This window comes from Odoribacter sp. N54.MGS-14 (assembly GCF_000980295.1).
In the GTDB taxonomy this organism is placed as follows: domain Bacteria; phylum Bacteroidota; class Bacteroidia; order Bacteroidales; family Marinifilaceae; genus Odoribacter; species Odoribacter splanchnicus.
Window position 1 is genome coordinate 1 of record NZ_LARL01000019.1, and the last position, 24,196, is coordinate 24,196.

The window sequence follows — 24,196 nt, forward strand, 5'->3', positions numbered from 1 at the left end:
GGCGTCAGGGAGACCGTGGCCTGGTTTAAGTCGTATTATCATTTGGAGTAGTTGCTTCATTTTTGATCTGAATAGTTTTGTTTATATACCAGTTTTCCCTTACTGTTTTTCCGGTAAGGGATTTTTCATTTAAATCAATCGTGTTATGAATATAGCAATAGTGGGCACGGGTTATGTCGGCCTTGTGACAGGCACCTGTTTTGCTGAGATGGGGGTGAACGTGACTTGTGTGGATGTGGTGGAAGAGAAGATAGAGAACCTGAAAAAAGGGATCATTCCGATTTATGAGCCGGGATTGGAGGATATGGTACACCGTAATTTTCAGGCGGGACGTCTGAGTTTTACTACCGCTCTGTCAGAGGTGTTGGATGAAGTGGAAGTGGTTTTCAGTGCCGTTGGGACTCCCCCTGACGAGGATGGGAGTGCCGATCTGAAATATGTGCTGGAGGTGGCCCGTACAATCGGACGGGGAATAAATAAATACATTTTGGTCGTAACCAAAAGTACGGTACCTGTCGGGACGGCCCGGAAAGTAAAGGCGGTAATTCAGGAAGAGTTGGATAAGCGTGGAGTAGAAGTGGGTTTTGATGTGGCTTCGAATCCGGAGTTTCTGAAGGAGGGGAATGCCGTGGACGATTTCATGAAACCGGACCGTGTGGTGGTCGGTGTGGAGTCGGAAGAGGCACGGCGGCTGATGGAGAAGCTTTACAAGCCTTTTATGATGAATAACTACCGTTTGATTTTCACGGATATCCCGTCGGCAGAGATGATCAAGTATGCGGCCAATTCGATGCTGGCAACGCGGATCAGTTTTATGAACGATATCGCTAATTTGTGTGAGCTGGTCGGTGCTGATGTGAATATGGTACGGAAGGGGATCGGGGCGGATAGCCGGATTGGCAGTAAGTTCCTTTATCCGGGCTGTGGGTATGGCGGTTCCTGTTTCCCGAAAGACGTAAAAGCATTGATAAAAACGGCGGAAAAGAATGGTTATCGGATGCGGGTATTGGAGGCTGTGGAAGAGGTGAACGAGACCCAGAAAACGGTTTTATTTCATAAGTTGGCGAAATATTATCCGGATCTGTCGGGAAAAACCATAGCAATTTGGGGTCTGGCTTTCAAGCCTGAGACGGACGATATGCGTGAAGCTACGGCTTTGGTGATGATCGGCTTGCTGACCCGGGCCGGAGCAAAGGTACGGGTGTATGATCCTATAGCTATGCCGGAGTGCCGGCGTAGAGTGGGTGACCGGGTGGAATACGCCAGGGATATGTATGATGCCGTGGTAGATGCAGATGCACTTTTGCTGCTGACGGAATGGAAGGAATTTCGCTTGCCCGGCTGGAATGTACTGAAGAAACTGATGAAGCAGTGTATCCTGATCGATGGGCGGAATATTTATGATGCAGGAGAGCTGAAAGAACAAGGGTTCGTGTATGAGTGTATCGGGAAATAGTGAAAGTATTGATATACAATCAGGTGATTGCGCGATATTAATGATGTTGATTAATAATATGAAACAGTTGGTACAAGAAATTTTGCGGCTTTGCCGGGAGTACGGAGAATGCCGGGTGGAGGCGGAACGGATGGAGGAGGCCCGGAGGGTGAAAAATGCCCTGGAGAGTGTGTGTGCGATGGCGAGGCAGAGACTGGATATTTCGGATCCGGCATTGCTTTTGGCACTGCTGGATGCCTGTGAGGTGACGCGGGATGAGGGGATGTTGCAGGAGGTGCTGGATGTGGTTGGTCGGAATTTGGATCGCCTGGCCGTTTCGGCGGAGAGTGTGAAATTACTGGCCTGCTGTTATTATTATGTGGAGGAGGAGGAATGTGTGGAGCGGGCCGGAAGGATGCTGGAGGAGTTGAGGAAGATGGGAAGGGGGGAAGAAGAATTGGCGGATGTGGAAACCATTTTAGAAGAATTGACTTAGGGGGCGACTTTAGGACAGATCCCGGGAGACTCAGGACGTGCCCCTTCGGGGGCGGTAGGAGTGTGTCTTGACTGGAAAATTGAATTTAATGTCTTAGTTTTAAGAAAATGATAATTTTTACTTGATGGATTCGTACAAATGTCCTATTTTTGTGTAAATCATTCAGATATGAAAACAACACAGGAAATAATAGCGATTTTGAGATATTTTAAAATGACAGAAGGAGATCGTTATGGAATTTCACGTTTGGGAATATTTGGCTCTGTAGCACGTGGGGAGCAGACTTCGGATAGTGATGTGGATGTGTTTTTTGAGGGAAAAACAGTGGGATTGTTTGCTTTATCGCATTTAAAGAATGAATTGGAGAGGTTGTTAGGATGTTCTGTGGATATTGTCCGCCTAAGGGAGCACATGAATGCTGCGCTACATAAACGGATAGAAAAGGAGGGACTCTATGTATGATAAGGAATTGGTCAGAGAGACCATACAGTTGTTAGAGAAAACATTGGAGATTTTACTGAAGCGGGTAAGTGGTATTACTTCTGTTCATGATTTTTTGGATACTGAAAATGGTGTTATTTTATTGGATAGTGTTTGTATGAAATTGATCGCAGTGGGTGAAAGTGTGAAGAATCTGGATAAAATTATGGATAAAGAATTGTTAGTGAATTATCCTGCTGTGAATTGGAAAGACGTTATGGGAATGAGAGATATTATTTGAATTAGTTGCGACTTAAACGAAAGAGCCGTGTGATTTTCACTTTTTATATCTAACTTTGCAATTTAAATCCATCATAAAAGAAGTTATGCGTATCGATATATTAAGTGTGGTGCCTGAATTACTGGTGAGTCCGTTGAACCATTCGATTATCAAGCGGGCGCAGGATAAGGGAATTGTAGAGATTCATATTCACAATATCCGGGATTGGTCGAAAGATAAGTTCCGGAAGGTAGACGATTACCCTTTCGGAGGAGAAGCGGGGTTGGTGATGATGATTCAACCGGTATTCGATTGTATTAACGAGCTGACTTCACAGAGGCAGTATGATGAGATTATCTATACAGCTCCGGATGCTCCGACCTTTAATCAGAAAATGGCGAACGAATTGTCTTTGAAGGAGAACATCATGATTTTGTGCGGTCACTATAAAGGGATCGACCAGCGTATACGGGATTATCTCGTGACCAGGGAAATATCGGTGGGGGATTATGTCCTGACGGGAGGAGAATTGCCTGCCTGCATTATGACGGATGCGATCGTAAGGCTGATTCCCGGGGCGATGAACGATGAGAGTTCGGCTTTGAGTGATTCTTTTCAGGATGATCTATTAGCGCCTCCTGTATATACTCGTCCTGCGGAATTCAACGGTTGGCGGGTTCCTGATATCCTGCTGTCCGGTAATCATGCTAAAATACGGGAATGGCAGGAGAAGGTCGCTTATGAACGGACGAAAACATTGCGTCCTGATTTACTTGGGGAGCAAGGAGATTTTTGATCGTTTTTTTATAAAATAATTAATTGTAAAACAGATTATTATTCTTACCTTTGCGGCCGTATTCAAAATAATGTCTAACTCATTAGATAGGAAACAATTAAATTTATGTCAGAAGAACAAAAAGAGATGCAGGTGGAAGCTGCAGAAAAAGCCGCAAAGAAAGTAGCTCCGGTAACAACCGCTGAGCCGGAAGAAAATTTTGATTGGGATGCCTATGAAAACGACGCCGTGGTACCGGCATCCGAAAAAGATGCGTTAACTCAAAAATACGCAGAAACTCTTTCTAAAGTAGGAGAGAAAGAAGTTGTTGAAGGAACCGTAATCTCTATGAACAAAAGAGAGGTTGTGGTGAACATCGGCTACAAATCTGACGGTATCATCTCATTGAACGAATTCCGTTACAATCCGGAACTGAAAGTGGGAGATAAAGTAGAAGTTTATGTAGAAACTCAGGAAGACAAAAAAGGTCAGTTGACCCTTTCACACAAACAGGCTCGTGCTCTGCGCAGCTGGGATCGTGTGAACGAAGCGTTGGAAAAAGACGAAATCATCAAAGGTTTTGTTAAATGTCGTACCAAGGGCGGTATGATCGTTGACGTATTCGGTATCGAAGCCTTCTTACCGGGCTCTCAGATCGACGTTAAACCGATCCGTGATTACGATGTATATGTCGGTAAAACAATGGAATTCAAAGTGGTTAAAATCAACCAGGAATTCAAAAACGTTGTTGTATCACACAAAGCTCTTATCGAAGCTGAACTCGAACAGCAGAAGAAAGACATTATTTCTAAACTGGAAAAAGGACAGGTACTTGAAGGAACTGTTAAAAATATCACTTCTTACGGTGTATTCATCGACCTCGGTGGCGTAGACGGATTGATCCACATCACCGACCTGTCATGGGGCCGTGTAAATCATCCGAACGAAATTGTGACGCTCGATCAGAAACTGAACGTGGTTATTCTGGACTTCGATGATGAGAAGAAACGTATCGCTTTAGGTCTGAAACAATTGACTCCACATCCTTGGGATGCTCTGAGTGCTGACCTGAAAGTGGGGGATACTGTAAAAGGTAAAGTAGTGGTTATGGCTGATTACGGTGCATTTGTCGAAATTGCTCCGGGTGTTGAAGGGCTGATCCACGTTTCTGAAATGTCATGGTCTCAGCACCTGCGTTCTGCTCAGGATTTCATGAAAGTGGGAGATGAAGTAGAAGCAGTTGTATTGACCCTGGACCGTGACGAACGGAAAATGTCTTTGGGTATCAAACAGCTGAAGTCCGATCCATGGCAAAATATTGAAGAGAAATACGGTGTAGGTACCAAACATACCGCTACTGTACGCAACTTCACGAACTTCGGTGTATTTGTAGAAATCGAAGAAGGGGTTGACGGATTGATTCATATCTCCGATCTGTCCTGGACGAAGAAAGTAAAACATCCGGCAGAATTTACTCAGATCGGTGCTCCGATTGAAGTAGTTGTATTGGAAATCGATAAAGAAAACCGTCGCTTGAGCTTAGGTCACAAACAATTGGAAGAAAACCCATGGGATGTATTCGAAACGATCTTCACCGTTGATTCCGTACACGAAGGTACGATTACCGAAATTTTCGATAAGGGTGCTGTAGTTGCATTACCTTATGGTGTTGAAGGATTCGCTACTCCCCGCCACTTAGTGAAAGAAGACGGAAGTCAGGCTAAAGTGGATGAAAAATTGGAATTCAAAGTGATCGAATTCAACAAGGCCGCTAAACGGATCATCGTTTCTCATTCACGTGTATTCGAAGATGCTCAGAAATCAGAAGAGAAAGCAAAGAAGAACGCTGAAGAGAAATCTACTAAAAAAGCGGTTAAACAGGTGAAAGAAAAATTGGAAAAAACCACTTTGGGAGATATCACCGAGTTAGCTGCTTTGAAAGAACAGATGACTGCCGATGCAGCTGCTGCTAAAGAAGAGAACAAAGATTAATCTCAGATTTCAGATTCTGGATTTCAGATGAGATGCATTTGGAAAAGTCTTCGTAACTTGCAAACGAAATCTCAACCTGAAATTGCAGATCGGAAATGAAGTTTGAATTAACAATATTGGGAAGCGGGTCATCCATTCCTACTTCCAATAGAAACTCTGCCGCTCAGGTACTTCATGTACTTGGGCGGTATTTTCTTATCGATTGTGCCGAAGCTACCCAACATCAGCTCAGGCGTTTTCATGTGCCTTATAATAAGATCAATCACATCTTTATTTCTCATCTCCATGGAGATCATTTTTTTGGATTGATCGGTTTTTTATCCACTCTTTCTTTACAAGGCAGACGGGGAGAAATGCACATTTATGCAGAACCGCGTTTACAGGAACTGTTCGGGTGCCAGATGAAAATCTTGCATAGCCGTTTCACTTTTCCTTTGTTTTTTCATGCCTTATCCCGCCGCGAAGAGGTGATTTATGAAGATAAAGTGGTTACTGTGACGGCTTTCCCGTTGAAACATCATTATGACACACCCGTTAGTGGGTTTCTTTTCCGGGAAAAAGAACGCGAAAGGACTATCCTGAAAGATCGGACTGCTGCCTGGAACGTACCGATAGCATTTATGCAATACCTGAAACGGGGGGAAGATTTTATAACTCCGGAGGGGGAGATTGTGGCTAACGAACTTTTGACGGTAGCACCGCCACCGGCCCGTTCCTTCGCTTATATGACAGATACTTTGTTTCGGGAACGTTTTGCCGATTATGTCAGGGGGGTGGATTTACTCTATCACGAAGCGACCTATATGAATGCTGATGCTGTTTTAGCGAAAGAAAGTTATCACAGCACTACGGGGCAAGCAGCCCGTATTGCTGAGTTAGCCGGAGTCGGAAAATTATTATTGGGTCATTTTTCGGCCCGTTATACGGAATGCTCGGAACTTTTGGCTGAAGCACGGGAAGTCTTTCCCAACACTTTTTTGTGTTCTGACGGAGATTTTTTTGAAGTACCTGCTGTAAAAAGAAGAAGCTGATGATCGATACCCGGAGAAAGTGTGATATATTTGCGCTGAATTAATAATCTGAAAATATTTTTTGAATGAGAACATGTGCTTTATTCCTGTTAGAGGCATGGATGTGTTGTGTGGCCTGTACCTCTGAACAAAATTCGAAGGTGAATATTAATGTTGTACGTGCCGATTCGTTATTGAATCAGGTGCTGGCTCTTTATGAAGTGAAAGAATATGGGTTATTGCTGGAGAATTATCCTCCGAAAGAAAACGAACGAGCGACCTATCTGGCCGATAATGCACAGCAGAAAACCAATCAAAGAGTCTCTTATCTTTGGCCGTATTCCGGTATGGTATCCGGTTGTGTTTCGCTGTATAAGACCACAGGAGATGAAAAATATAAACAATTGTTGGAAAATCGTATACTACCTGGGTTGGAGAAATACTGGGACGGTAAACGGGAACCCTATTGTTACCAGTCTTATCCGATGCAATTCGGGTATAGTGACCGTTATTATGATGATAATGACTGGTTGGCTATCGACCTTTGTGATTATTATGCTTTGACGAAAGATCCGGCGGTTTTGGAAAGAGCGAAAGAGCTACACCGGTATATTTACAGCGGCTGGGATGAAGTATTAGGAGGAGGGATTTATTGGTGTGAACAGAAGAAATTGTCTAAGAACACCTGTTCGAATGCACCTGCTACGGTTTTATGTATGAAATTGTATAACCTGACTTCCGATCCTGATTATCTCGATCTGGCCAAGAAGACTTATCGATGGACCAAAGAAAATTTGTGCGATCCCTCGGATGGTGTGTATTGGGATAATATTAATCTGGAAGGGAATATAGCTAAGCAGAAATATACCTATAATAGCGGGCAAATGATTCAGGCCGGCGTGTTATTGTTCCAGGCGACCGGTGACAGCACCTATTTGAAAGATGCTCAGGCGACGGCAAAAGGAGCTCACGGATATTTTCGGAAAATGCAGCCTGTTCAGGGGGGAGAAGCGATGTTTTATACCAGTTCGCCTTGGTTCAATGTGATCCTGTTCCGGGGATTAAAAGCTTTGTATGAAGTGGATAAAAATCCGGTATATGTAAAGGCGATGATGGAAAATACAGATTATGCCTGGAAAGAGACCCGGGATGAACATGGACTGTTGAATGGAGATTGGTCGGGTAATCACAAAGACGAACACAAATGGTTGCTGAATAATGCCTGTATGGTAGAAATGTATTCGGAAGCGGCTCAGCTTGACTGGTGATCTGTAAATTTGAATGAATAATAGTGAACCTTCGTTGTCGGTACCGATCCGGACGGAGGTTCATTTTTTTAAGGACTGGGAATACTAGGGCAGGGGTATTTTCTACTGTCACCGAAGAGTAAAAACAATTCTTTGCGGGCTTTTTCCAGATTCTGACGATAGTTTTTTTGTCCGAGTTTGTCGATTTTATTTGTAAGTATATAATTATCCGGATAATAGGTTTTCCCATCGTTCATCCTGAATTGCGTTTCCAGCTGCATATAGTGATTCAGGTCACCGACTGCTTTCCGGGAATCCAGAAGGGGAGGCAGGCGGTGAAAAAAGGCGGAATCATATTTTCCGGTCGGATAGCGTTGAGCTAAATGAATTTTGACCAGGACAGGGTCTGTCTGATAGGCTGTTTTTATCTTATTCTGGCCGAACAGGTGGAAAGCTTCCTTTTCGATCAGGCGATTGATACCGGGTTGGTGCCGGGAAGGTTGTTCGATCAGGATAAAATCTTTTCCCAGGTTGTATTTCCAGGTGGTTTGTTGATGGCAGGAAGAGATATAGTTTTGTCCGCAACTATCATAAACGAAGGTGAGTTGGGCATGGGTCGAAAAAGGTGAACTGGTTTTTCTCCGGTTGGTTAATAAAGTTTGTCTTAATAGTTGATAATCGATATAATCGAAGGTCATGTTTTTTACATAATAGTTTTCTCTGTCGATAATCAGCGTACCTTTACATGAAATCCGGGTACGTTCGGGATAGGCCGAACGGCGGGTCTGGAAGGTAAAGGTATAATCCGGATCTTCGGTGTCTATGGCCCGGATATCGTAAGAGTCGATTCCGTCGAAAAGGGGACCGAAGAGTTGGATCGCCCGGAGAAGGGTGAAAATTTTCCGGGTACCTACATCGAACCGGATATCTTCGTAAGTCAGAAACATCGGTGACAGGGTATCGCTTCCGTTATTGGTCAGATTAAGACTACGGGCGATATACTGGGGTACCAGATAAGAACGGTAAGTTTCATCCCAGGTATTTTTAGCTTTTATGTTGCCTGAAGTGAAGTAAAAACCGAATTCTCTCCGGTATTCGACTGTCGTATCCCGGCAGACGGTGATCTTTTCATATTGTGCCGGTCCGTAATAACGGCAAACGGGTAAACGTCCTGCTTTTATTTTTTGTAATTTTTCGATGGCTTTCTTTAAGATTTCTTTCGGAGATATGCCCGTGGCTGTCGCCTCCTGTAGGTTGTATTGCAGCTCCTGCATAGTGAAGGCCGGATGCCTTTTCAGTTCCTGTAAACTGTATTGGACCGTTGCATATCCTATGCCTTGGAATACAATGGTATCGGAAGGTTGTAAAGAATTGACCGGGAAAGTTCCTTCCCCTTCCATATCGGAAGTAGCTAAAAGTGTAAATTGTTTTTTTAAAATAAAGTATACTCCAAAAATGGGTTTTTGGTTCTCGTCTGTGATCCTGATTTTTATTTCTTCGTTGGCAGGATTGGCATAAATATTTGCTGAGACAGACAGGAGTAATAGAAAACCCAGATACCATTTTAGCATATTCAGATATATTTTTTTAAGGTTGAGCGAAGTTTTTCTGCTGAAATCGGTTTGGTCGGAAAATCATTGCAGCCTGCATTTAAGGCTGCATCCTTATCCGAATCGAAAGCAAATGCGGTCAATGCAATGATGGGAGTGGCTTGTGTATACTGCCGGAGGATCTGATCTTCCAATTCTTCAATTCTGTGAATTAGTTCTTTTTTTGAATAGAGTTCATAGTTTACCATAGATACTCCGATATGAATGTATATACACTAAGAAAATACTGATGTGGACAAATGTACATTTTTTATTTATCATTCCTTTTATGATGAGATGAAATATGTGATTAGCCGATGCGCCGTTCCGCTTTTTCCCAGGTACCTTGGCCCTTATGGCTTTTCAGATAAAAGAAGGCTTTCTGTACATTTAGATTCATAAAAACAGAATAATAGGGGATAAACAAGCCTTTGATTTCAATATTCTTTCGTTGCATGATGACCGATAAAGGCCATAGAATAAAACAGCCCTTGCAACAGAAACAGGATAAAATACGAGGTAGAGAATCCTGGCCAGAAAGCTAGTAGTAAATTCAGAGGAATTAATAAAAAGAGCACTACCGGGGTTACGGACCAGCGCAGTACCCGATGGGAGATGTATTGAAAACGGAGCAATCCTAAATGGAAAGGATTCGGAATCAGGAGGTGCCGTAGTCTGCCGATGGATTGGAGCCCTCCTGCAGCTATCCGGATTTTACGTTTTTCCTCGTTCTTTATATCGGCAGAACTGTCTTCTAGCGCATAGGCTCTATCGCAATAAGCAATTTTATACCCTTTTTCGGCAATACGCATGGATAGGATGAAATCATCCAGTAAAGTATCCGGGGGCATCGGTTCGAATAGTTCTCTGCGAATGGCGAACAGTTCTCCGGCAGCACCGACTGTGGAATAAAGCTGGGAATCCCAGGCTTTAAGCCTGGATTCGTATTTCCAGTAAAATCCTTCTCCACCGGCTGTAGCATTGTCCTTATCTTTTACTGAAATCCGTTTTTCACCTGCTACACCACCGGTCTTCTCAGAACCGAAACACTGTACGATCTCGAGTATCGCTTCGGTATTCAATATCGTATTGGCATCTGTAAAAACGATATAGGGAGTATCGATCAAAGGAACAGCCCGGTTAAGAGCTGCTGTTTTACCTTGTCTTTGTGGTCGATACAATACTTTTACTTCGGGGTATCGGGCTAATTTTTCGTTTGTATGATCGTTGCTGCCATCCGTAATCCAAACGACCTGCAATTTCCCCTGAGGATAATTCAGAGCCCGGCAATTGGCCATTTTTTCTTCAACTACTTTTTCTTCATTATAGGCAGCTATTAATACTGTAATTGAAGGAAGGTCTCCTTCCCAATTCAAGACCGGAGCTGGATAAAAAATAGTTTTGATATGTACCAGAACATACAAGATTAAACCGTATCCCAGATAAGTATAGAATACAATAGCTGTACAGAACCAGAAAAAAAATTCTGTAAAGAAAGGCTGCATGCTTATTTGAGATATTTGATGATCGTTTCTTTAAGAAGAGGTGGAGAGAGTGGTTTAGTTAGAAAATCATTACATCCGGCTTCCATGACTCTGATCCTGTCCTGATCGAAAGCAAAAGCGGTGAGGGCGATGATCGGTATTTCAGTCGATTTTTGTCGAATGATCCGTGTCGCTTCGAGTCCATCCATTACCGGCATTTTTACATCCATCAGGATAAGATCCGGCTGATTGTTATCGAACATTTCGACCGCTTCTGAACCATTGTAAGCGTGTAAAAGGTTGTAAGTCTTACCGAGTAAGGCTTTTAGTAATAAAAAATTACTTTCGACATCCTCGGCGACCAGAATGGTTTTCTTTATGTTATCATTCGATTCTTCCATGCTGAATTGCAATTTTAAATGTAACGAAGATACATATTATTTCATTGTATTACAAATGTAAGTTTACTTATCACAGGCTTGTGGTCACTCCATTTCAGTAAAGGAGATTCATAATCAATACATTCCTCTTTTTTTTTCAGTTATAAATTTTGACAAGATTGTTGTATATTCGGGTTGAATAGAAAAACAATTTCCTGAATGGAGAGAAAAATCGGGAATATTTGTAATTTTGGACAAAATTTAAAAGTTGTATAAACAAAATAAATGATGCAGATAAATCCGGCAGAATTTAAGTTACTTGTAGTTGATGATGTTCAAACCAATGTACTGTTGTTAAAAGCTTTGCTTAGTAAGGATGGGTACGGCATTCTGGTGGCGAATAACGGGCAGGAGGCTTTGGAAGTGATTCGGAATGAAAATCCCGACTTGATATTGCTGGATGTTATGATGCCCGGAATGGATGGATTCGAGGTGGCTGAACGTCTGAAATCGGAAGAGTACCGCTGTGAGATTCCTATTATTTTTCTGACAGCTTTGGATGACACCCAAAGCATTGTCAATGGCTTCAAACTGGGTGCGGGCGATTTTATATCCAAACCTTTCCGGAAAGAAGAATTGATGGTCAGAATAAAACACCAATTGTCGTTGGTGGCTGCCCGGCGGATTATAGAGGAAAAAAATGAAGAGCTGAGGAAAACCATTGCCGGGAGAGATAAAATGTATTCGGTGATTGCTCATGATTTGCGCTCTCCGATGGCTTCCATGAAGATGTTATTGAATACCATTATGATGAGCGTGGAGAAAGATAAGATCGATCCGGATATTTTCGATATGCTTGAAATGAGTAACAAGACTTCGGAAGAAGTATTCAGCTTACTGGATAATCTGTTGAAATGGACGAAAAGTCAATTAGGTAAATTGACGGTTATTCCGCAGAAATTGGATATCAGTGGACTGGCGGATGGAGTGGTGGAAGTGATGAACTCTGTCGCCGAAGTGAAACATATCAAGTTGATCCGCACGGATCATGAGTCTTTTTTTGTCTATGTGGATATCGAAATGATCAAATCTGTTTTGAGAAATTTAATATCTAATGCAGTGAAATTCAGTAATCCTGATTCGGAGATCAAGGTCGGGATCAAGGCAGAGGATGGGAAAGTGATCGTATCGGTGACCGATTCAGGCAAAGGGATAAAAAAAGAAGATCAGCATAAGTTGTTGAAAGATAGTACTCATTTTACCACTTACGGTACCAATAGTGAGGAGGGATCGGGATTAGGATTGTTGCTTTGCCGGGATTTCGCCCGTAAAAACGGGGGAGAACTTTGGTTTGAATCCGAAGAAAATCTAGGTTCTGTTTTCAGTTTTTCTTTACCGCAATTAATAGCTTAAAATAGAGAATCCGATGAATCATATTATTATTATGGCTGGTGGAGTAGGAAGTCGGTTTTGGCCGATGAGTACTCCTGAGAGACCGAAGCAATTTATCGATGTTTTAGGGACTGGACATACTTTATTGCAGCTTACGGCAGATCGTTTTGAAGGGATTTGTCCGGTGGAAAATATATGGGTCGTTACTTCTGTCCGGTATCGGGAGTTGGTGAAAGCTCAATTACCCGGAATCCCGGATTCCAATATACTGCTTGAGCCCTGTATGCGTAATACGGCTCCTTGTATTGCCTATGCAGCCTGGAAGATTAAAAAGAAAGATCCGCAAGCGAATTTGATTGTCACGGCGGCCGATCATATCGTGATGGATGTGCCTGAATTTAAACGGGTGATCCGTGAAGGGATAGATTTTGTGAAAAGCGAGGATCGGATTCTGACTATAGGGATGTGGCCGACCCGTCCGGAAACCGGGTATGGTTATATAAAAGTAAAACAGGAAGAAGACGGTGCGGAATCCGGAGCAAAAGTAATCAGGGAGGTGGAAGGATTTAAAGAAAAACCGGATTTGAAAACGGCAGAAGCTTATCTGGCGGCAGGGGGATATTATTGGAATGCCGGAATTTTTCTGTGGAATGTGAGGACGGTTGAAAATGCTTTCCGCCGGAATGAACCCGAAATAGCGGCTATATTCGATTCTTTGAACGATATTTATTATTCTTCGGACGAACAGCAGGCAATCGATGCAAAATTCCCCGAATGTAAGCATATTTCTGTCGATTACGCCATTATGGAGCATGCTTCCAATATTTATGTTTTTCCCGCAGCTTTCGGATGGTCTGATCTGGGAACCTGGGGGTCTTTGTACGAACAATTACCGAAAGGAGATGGAAGAAATGCGGTTGTCGGCGGCAAGGTATGTATGGTGGAGAGTGAAGGGTGTGTCGTGCATGTTTCGGCTGATAAGAAAATATTGATTCAGGGATTGAAAGATTATATTGTTGCCGAACAGGACAATGTGATTCTGATATGCCGGAAAGCCGACGAACAACGGATCAAAGAATTTTCAACCCAACTTCGATAAACATTTTTCGTGATTTTTCGTTTAGAAAATAAAAACGAAGAGTCATGAAAATAGAAACTTTTACTTTACGTAGCAACGATACCGGGGGTGTGGCTGCGTTACGGCAGGTACATCCGGATTGTGGCGGACAGAATATCTCTCCCGGGCTTTCCTGGGTGAATGCCCCCGAAGGTACACGTAGTTTTGCCATTACCATGTACGATAAAGATGCTCCTACCGGAGGTGGGTTCTGGCATTGGCTGATGTTCGATATTCCGGCTAGTGTCGGTGAACTGCGTCCGGATGCCGGGAATACATTCGGCCATTTAGCACCGGTTTCGGCAATACAGAGTTTGAATGATTACGGTACTTATGGTTATGGAGGGCCTAATCCTCCTCATGGGCATGGGTGGCATAATTATATGATTACCTTGTATGCTTTGGATATCGAATCACTGGAAATGTCCAAAGATACTCTTCCCGCACAGGTCGGATTTAAGCTTTGGAAACATACTTTAGAAAAGGCTTCTATTGTTTTCTATTACCGTACTTGAAAAAGAACGGACATTTTTTGTTCCTTGGGGTAAGTTTTGTTTTCTTTGTGTGCTAAATACAAGGAAAAGATTATGGTAAATGTAATTGATACCCGGAATTCTGTTTTAAATACTTTTTTGTCTGAGATCAGAGCGGTCGATATTCAGCAAGACCGCATGCGATTCCGGCGTAATCTGGAACGGGTGGGGGAAGTGATGGCTTATGAAATCAGTAAAACGTTCGATTATAGTGCCCGGACGATCCAGACTCCGATCAATCCGATTTCGGTGATGTTGCCCCGGCAAGAAGTGGTTATCGCTACAGTGTTGAGGGCCGGCTTGCCTTTTCATCAGGGATTTCTGAATTATTTCGATCATGCAGGAAGTGCCTTTGTTTCTGCCCGCCGGGCTTATAGCCGGGTAGAGGGACAAATCGAAATCCGGTTCGATTCGGTTTATACCCCCGATTTGACTGGAAAACAACTTTTACTGGTCGATCCGATGCTGGCAACCGGTAAATCCCTGGTGATCACTTACCGGGAATTGTTGAAACAGGGGAGTTTGCCTGCCCATACGCATATCGCTTCAGTCATTGCCAGCCGGCAAGGTGTGGAATATGTGGAAAAAGAATTGGCAGGAGAGCCGTTGACTTTATGGACAGCTGCTCTGGATGAGGCTTTGACCGATAAATTCTATATCGATCCGGGGTTGGGAGATGCCGGTGATCTGGCATTCGGAGATAAGAAATAAGGTCGTTTTTTGCGAAGTAAAATCAGCACAGAGGTGAAAAAAAATAGCATACTGTTTTTTCTATTTATATGGATCGGTCTTCCCGTGTGGGCACAGTATAAAACATTGAAGGATATTTCTTATGTACCTGTTTCCGATACGGATGCTTACCGGAAAGAACGTTGTAAACTGGATTTGTATTATCCGGAGCAGCAGAAAGGTTTTGCCACGATCGTCTGGTTTCACGGGGGTGGATTGGAAGGTGGGGGAAAGGAAATTCCGCCTGTTTTTCAGGGACGGAAAATAGCTGTGGCGGGCGTGAATTACCGGTTAAGTCCCCGGGCTACCCATCCGGCTTATATCGACGATGCGGCAGCTGCTGTGGCTTGGGTGATGAAACATATCGGGGAATATGGGGGAGATCCCACCCGGGTATACGTGGCCGGGCATTCTGCCGGAGGATACCTCACCCTGATGGTGGGGTTGGATAAAGCCTATCTGGCACGGTACGGGGAAGATGCCGATCGTTTGGCCGGACTTTTCCCGGTAAGTGGTCAGACGAATACTCATTTTACGATTCGGAAGGAACGGAATATCCCGTTCGATATTCCTGTTGTCGATTGCTATGCACCGCTTAATCGGGCACGTAAGGGGATACCTCCTTTGGTGATGATAACCGGAGACCGGCAGTTGGAAATGACAGCCCGTTATGAAGAAAATTTGCACCTTGAAGTTATACTGAAAGCTTTGGGGAACGACAAAGTCACCCTTTATGAATTGCAGGGATTCGATCATGGATCGGTATATACTCCTGCCTGTCATTTGATTTTGAATCAGATCAAACCCTGAAAGCTTGTAATAGCTTGCAAATCTGAGTGATCAGCCGTTGCAGGTGGGTAGCGGCAAATTCGGGATGCATGGATTTTTCCAGAGTCACCGGACCCGGGGCGATGGAAAATATGCCACTGAATCCTGCGGTATACAAGGAAGGGGTATCTGCGATATGGCCGGCTACCAGAAGGACCGGAATGTTTTGTTTACGGGCTTCCCGAAGTATGCCGTAAGCTACTTTTCCCATAGTCGTTTGTGCATCGGCACTTCCTTCTCCGGTGATGATGAGATCGGCATTTTGGATTCGCTTACCGAACTGAAGATGGGTTAGGATCAAGTCAATCCCGGACATTAACCGGGCATTCGTAAAAGCCAGAAAAGCTCCTCCGACTCCTCCGGCTGCTCCGGAGCCGGGAATCCGGCCGATGTCTTTTCCGGTAGTTTGGGCGATAACGGCAGCTATAGCTTGCATGCCTGCTTCCAGATGCTCTGTCATTTCGGGGGTTGCTCCTTTCTGTCCGGCGAATATCCGGGTAGCCCCACGGGGACCGTAAAAAGGATTATCGACATCGCAGGCGATGGTGAAACTGGCTTCGGACAGAGCCGGATGAACCGCTGTGGTGTCAATAGCAGCGACTCGCGATAATATTTGTCCTCCGCTTCCTAAAAGCTTATTGTCGTGATCGAAAAAGCGGAATCCTAAAGCTTGTAACATGCCTAAACCGGCATCGTTCGTGGCACTTCCGCCTATTCCGATAATAAAGTGCCGGCATCCTTTGTTCAGGGCTTCTGCAATGATTTCTCCCAGACCATAGGAGGTCGTGAGCATGGGATTCCGCCGGGAGGGAGGTAACAGTGGCAGGCCGCTGATCCTTGCCATTTCTACCAATGCCGTGCGGCCGTCTTCCGAGATACCGTATTGTGTAGTTATTTTTTGCATAAGTGGGTTATGGGCGACAAGCGGAACGGTATGGCCGTGGAAAGCATCCGTCAGGATTTCCAGTATGCCTTCACCCCCGTCGGCTACCGGAAAATGCAGTACTTCACACTGCGGAAAGATTGTTTTGATACCTTGTTCTGCTGCCTCGTCGGCTTCACGGGAACTTAAACTTCCCTTGAAAGAATCTATTGCTACAACGATTTTATTCATGTTTGTGACGGATTAAATTCCCATATGTCCGGCAAATATAAGAAAAGTATTATTTGGGCCGTTATATACATATTAGGACTTATAAAAGTAGGTTTATTTCGTTAGTAATCCGTCTTCGGTGATCGTGTTTGGGGACCCGGTCGCTTCTGTCGGTCGTCTACCTTTTTCTATCACTGACCGGCGGACCGTTCCGGGCGAACCGGTCTGACGGCACAAAACCCGGAATCGGAATAGAATGAAAAAAAATTGAACCTACATTTTAGGATACACAGGAAGCTACCGATCATTTATCTGTTGATTTTCTTTCGGAAACATTTTTAACTTCTTGTATTTTCCCTTATATTTGTCACTTGTGGAAATGAACAGATATTTGATCGCTGCATTGTATGTTATGGCCGGTTGTGCCGTAACGATTCCTTTAAAGGCTCAGGGTTGTGGAGAGTCTTTGAGAGGGGAAAGGTGTAGATTGATCATAACCAATACGGTAAAGGTCGTATCTGTTTATTTGGAAGAAGAAGAAGAGGAACAGGTTTTTTGTTCCGGTTTGCCTCCGGATTATTTTCAAATCCCCGTCGTCGAGGCGCTTGCCGATGATTTTACTTTCGATAAAACGGTCCGTGTCAATATCGGATCCTTATGTCGTATTGCCCATAAGATCAGGGCTCCTGAGGTTTAATCTGCAAATTATAATTAAGATTTACGAGGGTAGTCTATCTCGGATAAACGAGAGGAAATTCAATTTTCTGAAAGGTTGACGAAGTGTCGTCAATTAAAATTTTACTGTTTACAATTTACAATTTATAATTAAATGGGTTTTAATGATATTTTAAAAAGCCTGTTCGGAAATAAATCCGACCGGGATATGAAAGAACTGATGCCGATTGTGGCCAAAGTGAATGCAGAGTGGGAGAAGCTGAAAAGTATCAGTGCCGATGAATTACGTGCAGTTGCTGAAGATATGAAAAAGGAAGTACGTGAATATATCGGAGAAGAAGAGAATGAGATTGCAGCACTCAAACGGAAAGTGGAAGAGGAAAGGCCTTCGATCGAAGAACGGGAGGAAATTTACGATCGTATAGATAAGCTGGAAGAACAGATCGACAAAAAGGTAGAAGAAGTTTTGACCGGATTGATGCCTAAAGCCTTTGCTGTGATGAAGGAAACCGCCCGTCGTTTTAAAGAGAATACTGAAATTGAAGTGACGGCGACCCAGTTCGACCGGGATTTGGCGGTTACTCACGATTTTGTCGAGATAGAAGGTGACAAAGCCATTTATTTCAATTCCTGGCTTGCCGGAGGAAATGAGGTGACCTGGGATATGGTGCATTATGACGTGCAGCTGATCGGTGGTGCTGTTTTGCATCAGGGAAAAATTGCAGAGATGGCTACCGGTGAAGGGAAAACCTTGGTGGCTACTCTTCCGGTGTTCCTGAATGCTTTGAGCGGACGTGGTGTGCATATGGTGACGGTAAACGATTACCTGGCCAAACGTGACTCGGAGTGGATGGGACCGCTTTATATGTTCCATGGGCTTTCTGTCGATTGTATCGATAAGCATCAACCCAATTCTCCCCAGCGTCGGCAGGCTTATATGGCCGATATTACTTTCGGTACGAACAACGAATTCGGTTTCGATTATCTGCGTGATAATATGGCTATCAATCCGGAGGATTTGGTACAGCGTAAGCACAATTTTGCGATTGTCGACGAGGTCGATTCCGTATTGATCGACGATGCCCGTACGCCGTTGATTATTTCCGGCCCTGTACCCAAAGGAGACGATCAGATGTTCGATGAATACAAGCCCCGGGTGGAGCGCCTCGTGAGAATGCAACAGGAATTTGTGATGCAGACTTTTAAGGAAGCGAAAGAGTTGTTGGCCAGCGATGATTCTAAAAAGAGAAAAGAAGGGGGGATATTGTTACTGAGGGCACATAAAGGGTTGCCCAAATACAAACCTTTGATCAAGTTTTTGAGTGAAGAAGGCAATAAAGCGATCCTGATCAAGACGGAAAACGAATACATGCAGGAAAATAACCGGAGAATGCCGGAGATTACCGATCCTTTATATTTTGTGATCGATGAAAAACTGAATTCGATCGACCTGACCGATAAGGGACATGATACCATCACAGCCGCAGGGGAAGATCCGAAATTCTTTATCCTCCCGGATATCGGCTCGGAGATTGCAGAGATCGAACGGGACACGAAGGATGATAAAGAAAAATTGGCGAAGAAGGATGAACTGATCCAGAATTATGCGATGAAATCCGAACGGGTACATACTGTCAATCAGTTGTTGAAAGCCTATACCTTGTTCGAGAAGGATGTAGAATATGTAGTACTCGATAATAAAGTGAAGATCGTGGATGAGCAGACCGGGCGTATCATGGAAGGACGCCGCTATTCGGACGGTTTGCATCAGGCTATCGAAGCGAAAGAAAATGTAAAAGTCGAAGCTGCCACTCAGACTTTTGCAACGATTACTTTACAGAACTACTTCCGTATGTATCACAAGTTAGCCGGTATGACAGGTACGGCAGAGACGGAAGCCGGTGAGTTCTGGGATATTTATAAACTGGATGTGGTGGTCATTCCGACTAACCGTCCGGTGATCCGTATCGATGCCAATGATTTTGTGTTTAAAACGAAACGCGAGAAATACAATGCGGTTATCGATGAAATTGTCCGTTTGGTAGATTTAGGCCGGCCGGTTTTGGTGGGAACGACTTCTGTCGAGGTGTCCGAATTGCTGAGCCGTATGTTGAAACTGCGTGGTATCAAACACAATGTATTGAATGCGAAATTACATCAACGGGAAGCCGAGATCGTTGCCGAAGCCGGTAAATCGAAGACGGTAACTATCGCTACCAATATGGCAGGACGTGGTACGGACATCAAATTGAGCCCTGAGGTACGTGAGGCCGGAGGTTTGGCTATTATCGGTACCGAACGGCATGATTCCCGTCGTGTCGACCGTCAGTTACGTGGACGTGCCGGACGTCAGGGAGACCCGGGGTCTTCCCAGTTCTTCGTATCGCTCGAGGACGACCTGATGCGTTTGTTCAGTTCGGAACGTATAATCCGGGTGATGGACCGTTTGGGACATCAGGAAGGGGATGTGATTCAGCATTCCATGATTACCAAGTCTATTGAACGTGCACAGAAGAAGGTGGAAGAAAATAACTTCGGTATTCGTAAGCGTTTGCTGGAATATGACGATGTGATGAATTCCCAGCGTACAGTGATTTACAAACAACGTCGTCAGGCTTTGTTAGGAGAACGTATCGGTGTGGCTGTAGCAAATAATACTTACGATGTTTGTGAGGCAATCGTTACGGAATACCAGCCGGTGAACGATCCGGAAGGTTTCCGGATGGAAGTATTGAGGGTATTGTCTGTCGATTATGAAGTGGATCCGGAGGAATTCCAGAAAGCCCGTCCCAATGAATTGGCCGAATCGTTGTATCAATACGTACGGGAGGCTTATCAGCGTAAAGTCGAACATATCGCTCAGCAAGCTTATCCGGTGATCAAGAATGTATTCGAAACACGGGGAGATGTCTTTAAGAATATTGTCGTTCCTTTTACCGACGGTCAACGGATGTACAGCGTGGTGACCAACCTGGAGAAGGCCTATCGTACGAATGGTGAAGATTTGATGCGTTCTTTCGAGAAATCGGTCATTCTGGCTCATATCGATGATGCCTGGAAAGAACATCTCCGCGAAATGGACGATCTGAAACAATCGGTTCAGAATGCTGCTTATGAACAGAAAGATCCTTTGTTGATTTATAAATTCGAGTCTTATAATTTGTTTAAGACTATGGTGGAAAAGATCAATAAAGGGATGGTGTCTACACTGATGAAAGGGCAGATTCCGATGCAAGAACCCGAGCATGTACGCGAAGCTGAAGAAAAGCGGACCGATTTGAGTAAACTGCGGGAAAGTCGTTCGGAGGCTCAGGCTGCTGCCGCCAACCGTGAACAGGTGCGGCACGAACCGGTGAAAGTAGGACCGAAAGTGGGGAGGAATGATCCTTGTCCATGTGGTAGCGGACTGAAGTATAAGAACTGCCACGGGAAAAATGAATAAACTGATTTTTGATTTAGGATTTACGATTTCAGATTTCAATGGTAAGTCTGAATCGTAAATCAAAAATCATAAATCGAAAATCATAATGTATGTTGTCTTTATTTATTAATTGGGATATTAGTCCCGAAATCTTCAATTTGGGGGGTATTTCCATTCGTTATTACGGGTTGCTGTTCGCTGTGGCCTTTATTTTAGGTTATAAGGTTGAAGAGAAAATGTTCAAGTCCGAAGGATTGCCTATGGCCTGGTTGGATAAATTGTGGTTGTATGTAGCGATCGCGACGATAGTCGGTGCCCGTTTGGGACATTGTATCTTTTACGACTGGGCTTATTATAGCCAGCATCCGCTGGAGATGATCCTGCCTGTACGGTTTTCGCCCGAATTTAAGTTTACCGGTTATCAGGGATTGGCCAGTCATGGCGCTGCAATAGGTATTATAGCCGGATTGTGGTATTATTCACGGAAAGTCAGCAAAAAATCTATATTCTGGATTTTAGACCGGGCTGTGATTCCGATTGCTTTAGCCGGCTTTTTTATCCGGACAGGAAATTTAATGAACTCTGAAATTGTGGGATTACCGACCAATATGCCTTGGGGATTCCGCTTCATGAATAGTGATCTACCGAATCCGGAATTGCCGCGCCATCCGGCTCAATTGTATGAAGCAATTTGTTACCTGTTTAGTTTTTTTGTTTTGATGTATCTTTATTGGCGAACGAACGTTAAGAAGAAAATGGGATTTATCTTCGGCGCTTTTTTGATCCTGATCTTCTCTGCCCGCTTTATTATCGAGTTCGTCAAGGAAGTACAGGAACCCTGGGAAGCTGGAATGGCCTTGAATATGGGACAGATTTTGAGTATTCCTTTTATTCTGGCGGGGATTTTTATGCTTTGGTATAGTAAGAAGTTGCCGGATGAGGGGGAGAAGAAAGGAAAAAAAGGGAAAGGCTAAAGGCTGTAAGCTATAAACTAGAGGTAAAAAGAATAGAGGTTAGAGGTGGAAGAGAGAGGGGACGGGAAATATGAAATTTTAGTTGAGAGGTTATGTACGAAGAGAAGTTTATGAGAGAAGCTATTCGTTTGGCTGTAGAGAATGTGAAACAGGGGACCGGGGGGCCGTTCGGCGCTGTTGTTGTCAAGGAGGGAAAAATTATCGCAGCTTGTGCCAATACGGTTACTCCGGATTGTGACCCGACAGCACATGCCGAAGTGAATGCGATTCGCGAGGCTTGTCGTAAGTTAGATACTTTTCAACTCGGGGGATGTGAGATATATGCCAGTTGTGAGCCTTGTCCTATGTGCCTTGGTGCTATTTATTGGGCAAGACCTTCCCGGGTATATTATGCCTCTACAAAAGAAGATGCAGCACTTGCCGGATTCGATGATTCCCTGATCTATAAAGAGATTGCCCTCCCCGAGGCCGATCGGAGTATTCCCTTTTTGAATGAGAAAGAGGATACGGCTGGAGAAGAATTCAGCTTGTGGAAAGAAAACAAAGACAAGACTGTTTATTAAGTTCGTTTCTTCAAAATAGAATGCAAAATGTCGGAAAAATCAACCTTTTAGGGGGATTTTTCCGACATTTTGATTTTTCCAATAATTCCTGTCCTCTTTTCTAAGACTTTTTCTATTTTTTATTCTTTTATTTAATCTATTTGAAAATCTTCGATAGCCCATTCGCTCCCCGGACTTTCCATTAATAATCCTGTCAATTTCCGTTTTTTTTACAGATGAGGTAAATTTTTTTCAAAAAAAATGAAATTTCTGTCATACCAAATCCTGCTTCATGCATTTTATCATTGAATGAACCGAAAAAACGTTCGATTAAATTAGTTGAAAGTTCATAAAGTTTAAAAAGCTATTGGATCCTGCGGGCACTTAGTTAATTGACAATTGTCGCGTGACAATTGACCACATATTTTCCAATCTGTGGTTTCTTCTTTATTTGTTTGATAATCAATGATTTTTTTCTTCATCCTATTTCTCATTTTTCTTTTCTTAATATTTTCTAATGGAAGCGAAGCTTCCAGGTAATTGTCAATTGTCATTGGTCAGCTGGCAATTATTCTTTTTGCGGATTCCCGCAAAAAGAATCGAACGTTTTTTAAGATGCAAAAAGATAAATTTGACCGACAGGTTACTCTTTTGAGAAAATATTATTCCGGGACATTGGAGAAAAGGGAAAAGCAGGAATTTCGGGAAATGTTGAACGATCAGAATTTGGAAAATGTGTTTCGGCAGTTGAGTCAGGGAGATATTTTGGCTGAAAAGCTGGAGGAATATAAACAATACGATGCCCGGAAAGCTTTCGGCAAATTCAGCAGGTAACAAAAATCGCTTCGTCATAAAAAGAGGATTATCCGGATTCTTACTGCAGCAGCAGTGGTGGTTTTACTTTTAGGAATGAGTTGGTTACTGAATCTTGGATTACCGGAGGTAGAAGTTGTTCCACCGGCACAGCAGGAGACGATTCGCCCCGGGAGTTACAAAGCTATTTTACGACTGACAAATGGCGAGACGGTGAATCTCGAGCGGGATTCCATGCAGGTACTGGAAAAAAATGGAACACAGATCAGTTATGCAGAGGGAAAGATTACTTACCGATCTACGCCTCAAATACAGGAATTGGCTTATAATGAATTGATTGTGCCCACAGCCGGAGAGTGTTACATCACGTTGGAAGATCATACGAAAGTATGGATAAATGCAGAATCGAAAATAAAGTATCCGGTGCAGTTCACTGCTGGGGAACGTAAAGTGTATTTGGAAGGAGAAGCCTATTTCGACGTGGCCGAAGACGGACGTCCTTTTCAGGTAATTACTTCTCAGGGAGAGGTGACCGTATTGGGGACGGCTTTCGGAATAAGTTCATACATGGATAAAGCAGAATATACCACCTTAGTGAGAGGCTGTGTACGTTATACTTCCCATACAAAGAAAAGCGTAATCTTATCGCCAGGTGAACAGGCTATCCTGGAAAGGTCCGGTGAATTAATCAGTCGTAAAGTCGAAGTTGAAGAATATGTAGGCTGGAAAGACGGGGTTTTTGTTTTCAGGGATAAGCCCCTGGAGGAAATTATGGAAACACTGTCCCGTTGGTACGGATCTGAAGTGGTTTTCCGGAATGAGGAAATGAAACAGCTGAAATATACCGGTAGTCTCGAACGGTATGATTCGATCAATACTTTCCTGCAAGTGTTGGAAAGACTCCAGGATATTCATTATGAAATAGATAATAATAAAATCCTGTTATCTCGAAAGTCTTCTTAATTACTTAA

22 protein-coding genes and 2 pseudogenes are annotated in these 24,196 nt (G+C 43.6%); 19 read left to right on the top strand and 5 right to left on the bottom strand.

All coding sequences use genetic code 11. The features are described 5' to 3' along the window. The first annotated feature begins 145 nt into the window (after positions 1 to 145). The 8 genes from WS42_RS05910 (at position 146) to WS42_RS05945 (ending at position 7,676) form a co-directional block, all read left to right on the top strand. Entirely contained in the window at positions 146 to 1,456 is a 1,311-nt protein-coding gene (locus WS42_RS05910) for a UDP-glucose dehydrogenase family protein (RefSeq protein ID WP_046450846.1), read from the top strand. A 58-nt stretch (positions 1,457 to 1,514) separates the two neighbouring features. Next, entirely contained in the window at positions 1,515 to 1,931 is a 417-nt protein-coding gene (locus WS42_RS05915; protein ID WP_147347729.1) for a hypothetical protein, read from the top strand. A gap of 168 nt (positions 1,932 to 2,099) precedes the next feature. Next, entirely contained in the window at positions 2,100 to 2,393 is a 294-nt protein-coding gene (locus WS42_RS05920; protein ID WP_046450848.1) for a nucleotidyltransferase family protein, read from the top strand. Beyond that, positions 2,386 to 2,652: a HepT-like ribonuclease domain-containing protein gene (locus WS42_RS05925; RefSeq protein WP_046450861.1), complete on the top strand. Its 267-nt coding sequence runs from the start codon at positions 2,386 to 2,388 to the stop codon at positions 2,650 to 2,652. Before WS42_RS05920 ends, WS42_RS05925 begins: the two co-directional genes overlap by 8 nt. An 85-nt stretch (positions 2,653 to 2,737) precedes the next feature. Continuing rightward, a complete protein-coding gene (gene trmD / locus WS42_RS05930) occupies positions 2,738 to 3,427 on the top strand; it encodes a tRNA (guanosine(37)-N1)-methyltransferase TrmD (protein ID WP_022160027.1) in 690 nt (229 codons plus the stop codon). Positions 3,428 to 3,553: 126 nt separating this feature from the next. Then, positions 3,554 to 5,398: a 30S ribosomal protein S1 gene (gene rpsA, locus WS42_RS05935; RefSeq protein WP_041557133.1), complete on the top strand. Its 1,845-nt coding sequence runs from the start codon at positions 3,554 to 3,556 to the stop codon at positions 5,396 to 5,398. Between the two features lie 95 nt (positions 5,399 to 5,493). Continuing rightward, positions 5,494 to 6,429: a ribonuclease Z gene (locus WS42_RS05940; RefSeq protein ID WP_046450849.1), complete on the top strand. Its 936-nt coding sequence runs from the start codon at positions 5,494 to 5,496 to the stop codon at positions 6,427 to 6,429. A 65-nt stretch (positions 6,430 to 6,494) separates the two neighbouring features. Continuing rightward, positions 6,495 to 7,676, top strand: coding sequence for a glycoside hydrolase family 76 protein (locus WS42_RS05945; protein WP_046450850.1), 1,182 nt, complete (start codon positions 6,495 to 6,497; stop codon positions 7,674 to 7,676). Between the two features lie 68 nt (positions 7,677 to 7,744). Here the strand turns inward: WS42_RS05945 and WS42_RS05950 are convergent, their stop codons facing one another. The 4 genes and pseudogenes from WS42_RS05950 to WS42_RS05965 form a co-directional block, all read right to left on the bottom strand. Beyond that, positions 7,745 to 9,226 carry a hypothetical protein gene (locus tag WS42_RS05950; protein WP_046450851.1) on the bottom strand — a complete coding sequence of 494 codons (1,482 nt, stop codon included), beginning with the start codon at positions 9,224 to 9,226 and terminating at the stop codon, positions 7,745 to 7,747. Positions 9,227 to 9,228: 2 nt separating this feature from the next. Continuing rightward, on the bottom strand, positions 9,229 to 9,453 hold the full coding sequence (locus WS42_RS05955) for a response regulator (RefSeq protein ID WP_046450852.1): 225 nt from the start codon (positions 9,451 to 9,453) through the stop codon (positions 9,229 to 9,231). A 101-nt stretch (positions 9,454 to 9,554) separates the two neighbouring features. Then, positions 9,555 to 10,749, bottom strand: a pseudogene (locus WS42_RS05960) (glycosyltransferase family 2 protein). 2 nt (positions 10,750 to 10,751) lie between these two features. After that, a pseudogene (locus WS42_RS05965) lies at positions 10,752 to 11,102 on the bottom strand (response regulator); the annotation flags it as partial. Between the two features lie 294 nt (positions 11,103 to 11,396). Here WS42_RS05965 and WS42_RS05970 point away from each other — a divergent pair. From WS42_RS05970 to WS42_RS05990, 5 genes are all read left to right on the top strand, one after another. Next, positions 11,397 to 12,521 (top strand): hybrid sensor histidine kinase/response regulator, encoded by a 1,125-nt coding sequence (locus WS42_RS05970; protein WP_046450862.1) that lies wholly within the window; start codon positions 11,397 to 11,399, stop codon positions 12,519 to 12,521. A 13-nt stretch (positions 12,522 to 12,534) separates the two neighbouring features. Beyond that, the gene (locus WS42_RS05975; RefSeq protein ID WP_286728347.1) at positions 12,535 to 13,599 is read left to right on the top strand and encodes a mannose-1-phosphate guanylyltransferase; all 1,065 of its coding nucleotides are present in this window, start codon (positions 12,535 to 12,537) and stop codon (positions 13,597 to 13,599) included. A 44-nt stretch (positions 13,600 to 13,643) separates the two neighbouring features. Next, the gene (locus WS42_RS05980) at positions 13,644 to 14,132 is read left to right on the top strand and encodes a YbhB/YbcL family Raf kinase inhibitor-like protein (protein ID WP_046450854.1); all 489 of its coding nucleotides are present in this window, start codon (positions 13,644 to 13,646) and stop codon (positions 14,130 to 14,132) included. A gap of 72 nt (positions 14,133 to 14,204) precedes the next feature. After that, on the top strand, positions 14,205 to 14,861 hold the full coding sequence (gene upp, locus WS42_RS05985; protein WP_172720437.1) for a uracil phosphoribosyltransferase: 657 nt from the start codon (positions 14,205 to 14,207) through the stop codon (positions 14,859 to 14,861). 33 nt (positions 14,862 to 14,894) lie between these two features. Beyond that, positions 14,895 to 15,689, top strand: a complete 795-nt coding sequence (locus tag WS42_RS05990; RefSeq protein WP_013610798.1) for an alpha/beta hydrolase — start codon at positions 14,895 to 14,897, stop codon at positions 15,687 to 15,689. On the opposite strand, the gene WS42_RS05995 is transcribed toward WS42_RS05990, so the two are convergent. Then, the gene (locus WS42_RS05995; RefSeq protein ID WP_022160019.1) at positions 15,679 to 16,821 is read right to left on the bottom strand and encodes a glycerate kinase family protein; all 1,143 of its coding nucleotides are present in this window, start codon (positions 16,819 to 16,821) and stop codon (positions 15,679 to 15,681) included. The genes WS42_RS05990 and WS42_RS05995 overlap by 11 nt on opposite strands. A gap of 358 nt (positions 16,822 to 17,179) precedes the next feature. Between WS42_RS05995 and WS42_RS06000 the strand changes: the two genes are divergently transcribed. The 6 genes from WS42_RS06000 to WS42_RS06030 all read left to right on the top strand — a co-directional run bounded on the left by WS42_RS06000 (position 17,180) and on the right by WS42_RS06030 (position 24,188). After that, positions 17,180 to 17,497: a hypothetical protein gene (locus WS42_RS06000; protein WP_013610800.1), complete on the top strand. Its 318-nt coding sequence runs from the start codon at positions 17,180 to 17,182 to the stop codon at positions 17,495 to 17,497. A 132-nt stretch (positions 17,498 to 17,629) separates the two neighbouring features. Beyond that, complete coding sequence (gene secA, locus WS42_RS06005; protein ID WP_022160733.1) at positions 17,630 to 20,917, top strand: preprotein translocase subunit SecA; 3,288 nt, start codon at positions 17,630 to 17,632, stop codon at positions 20,915 to 20,917. Positions 20,918 to 21,006: 89 nt separating this feature from the next. Beyond that, positions 21,007 to 21,870, top strand: a complete 864-nt coding sequence (lgt, locus tag WS42_RS06010) for a prolipoprotein diacylglyceryl transferase (protein ID WP_013610802.1) — start codon at positions 21,007 to 21,009, stop codon at positions 21,868 to 21,870. 92 nt (positions 21,871 to 21,962) lie between these two features. Next, positions 21,963 to 22,433 carry a nucleoside deaminase gene (locus WS42_RS06015; protein ID WP_013610803.1) on the top strand — a complete coding sequence of 157 codons (471 nt, stop codon included), beginning with the start codon at positions 21,963 to 21,965 and terminating at the stop codon, positions 22,431 to 22,433. A gap of 594 nt (positions 22,434 to 23,027) precedes the next feature. Next, entirely contained in the window at positions 23,028 to 23,246 is a 219-nt protein-coding gene (locus tag WS42_RS06025; protein WP_046450855.1) for a hypothetical protein, read from the top strand. Between the two features lie 75 nt (positions 23,247 to 23,321). After that, positions 23,322 to 24,188, top strand: a complete 867-nt coding sequence (locus WS42_RS06030; RefSeq protein ID WP_286728352.1) for a FecR family protein — start codon at positions 23,322 to 23,324, stop codon at positions 24,186 to 24,188. Positions 24,189 to 24,196 lie beyond the last annotated feature (8 nt).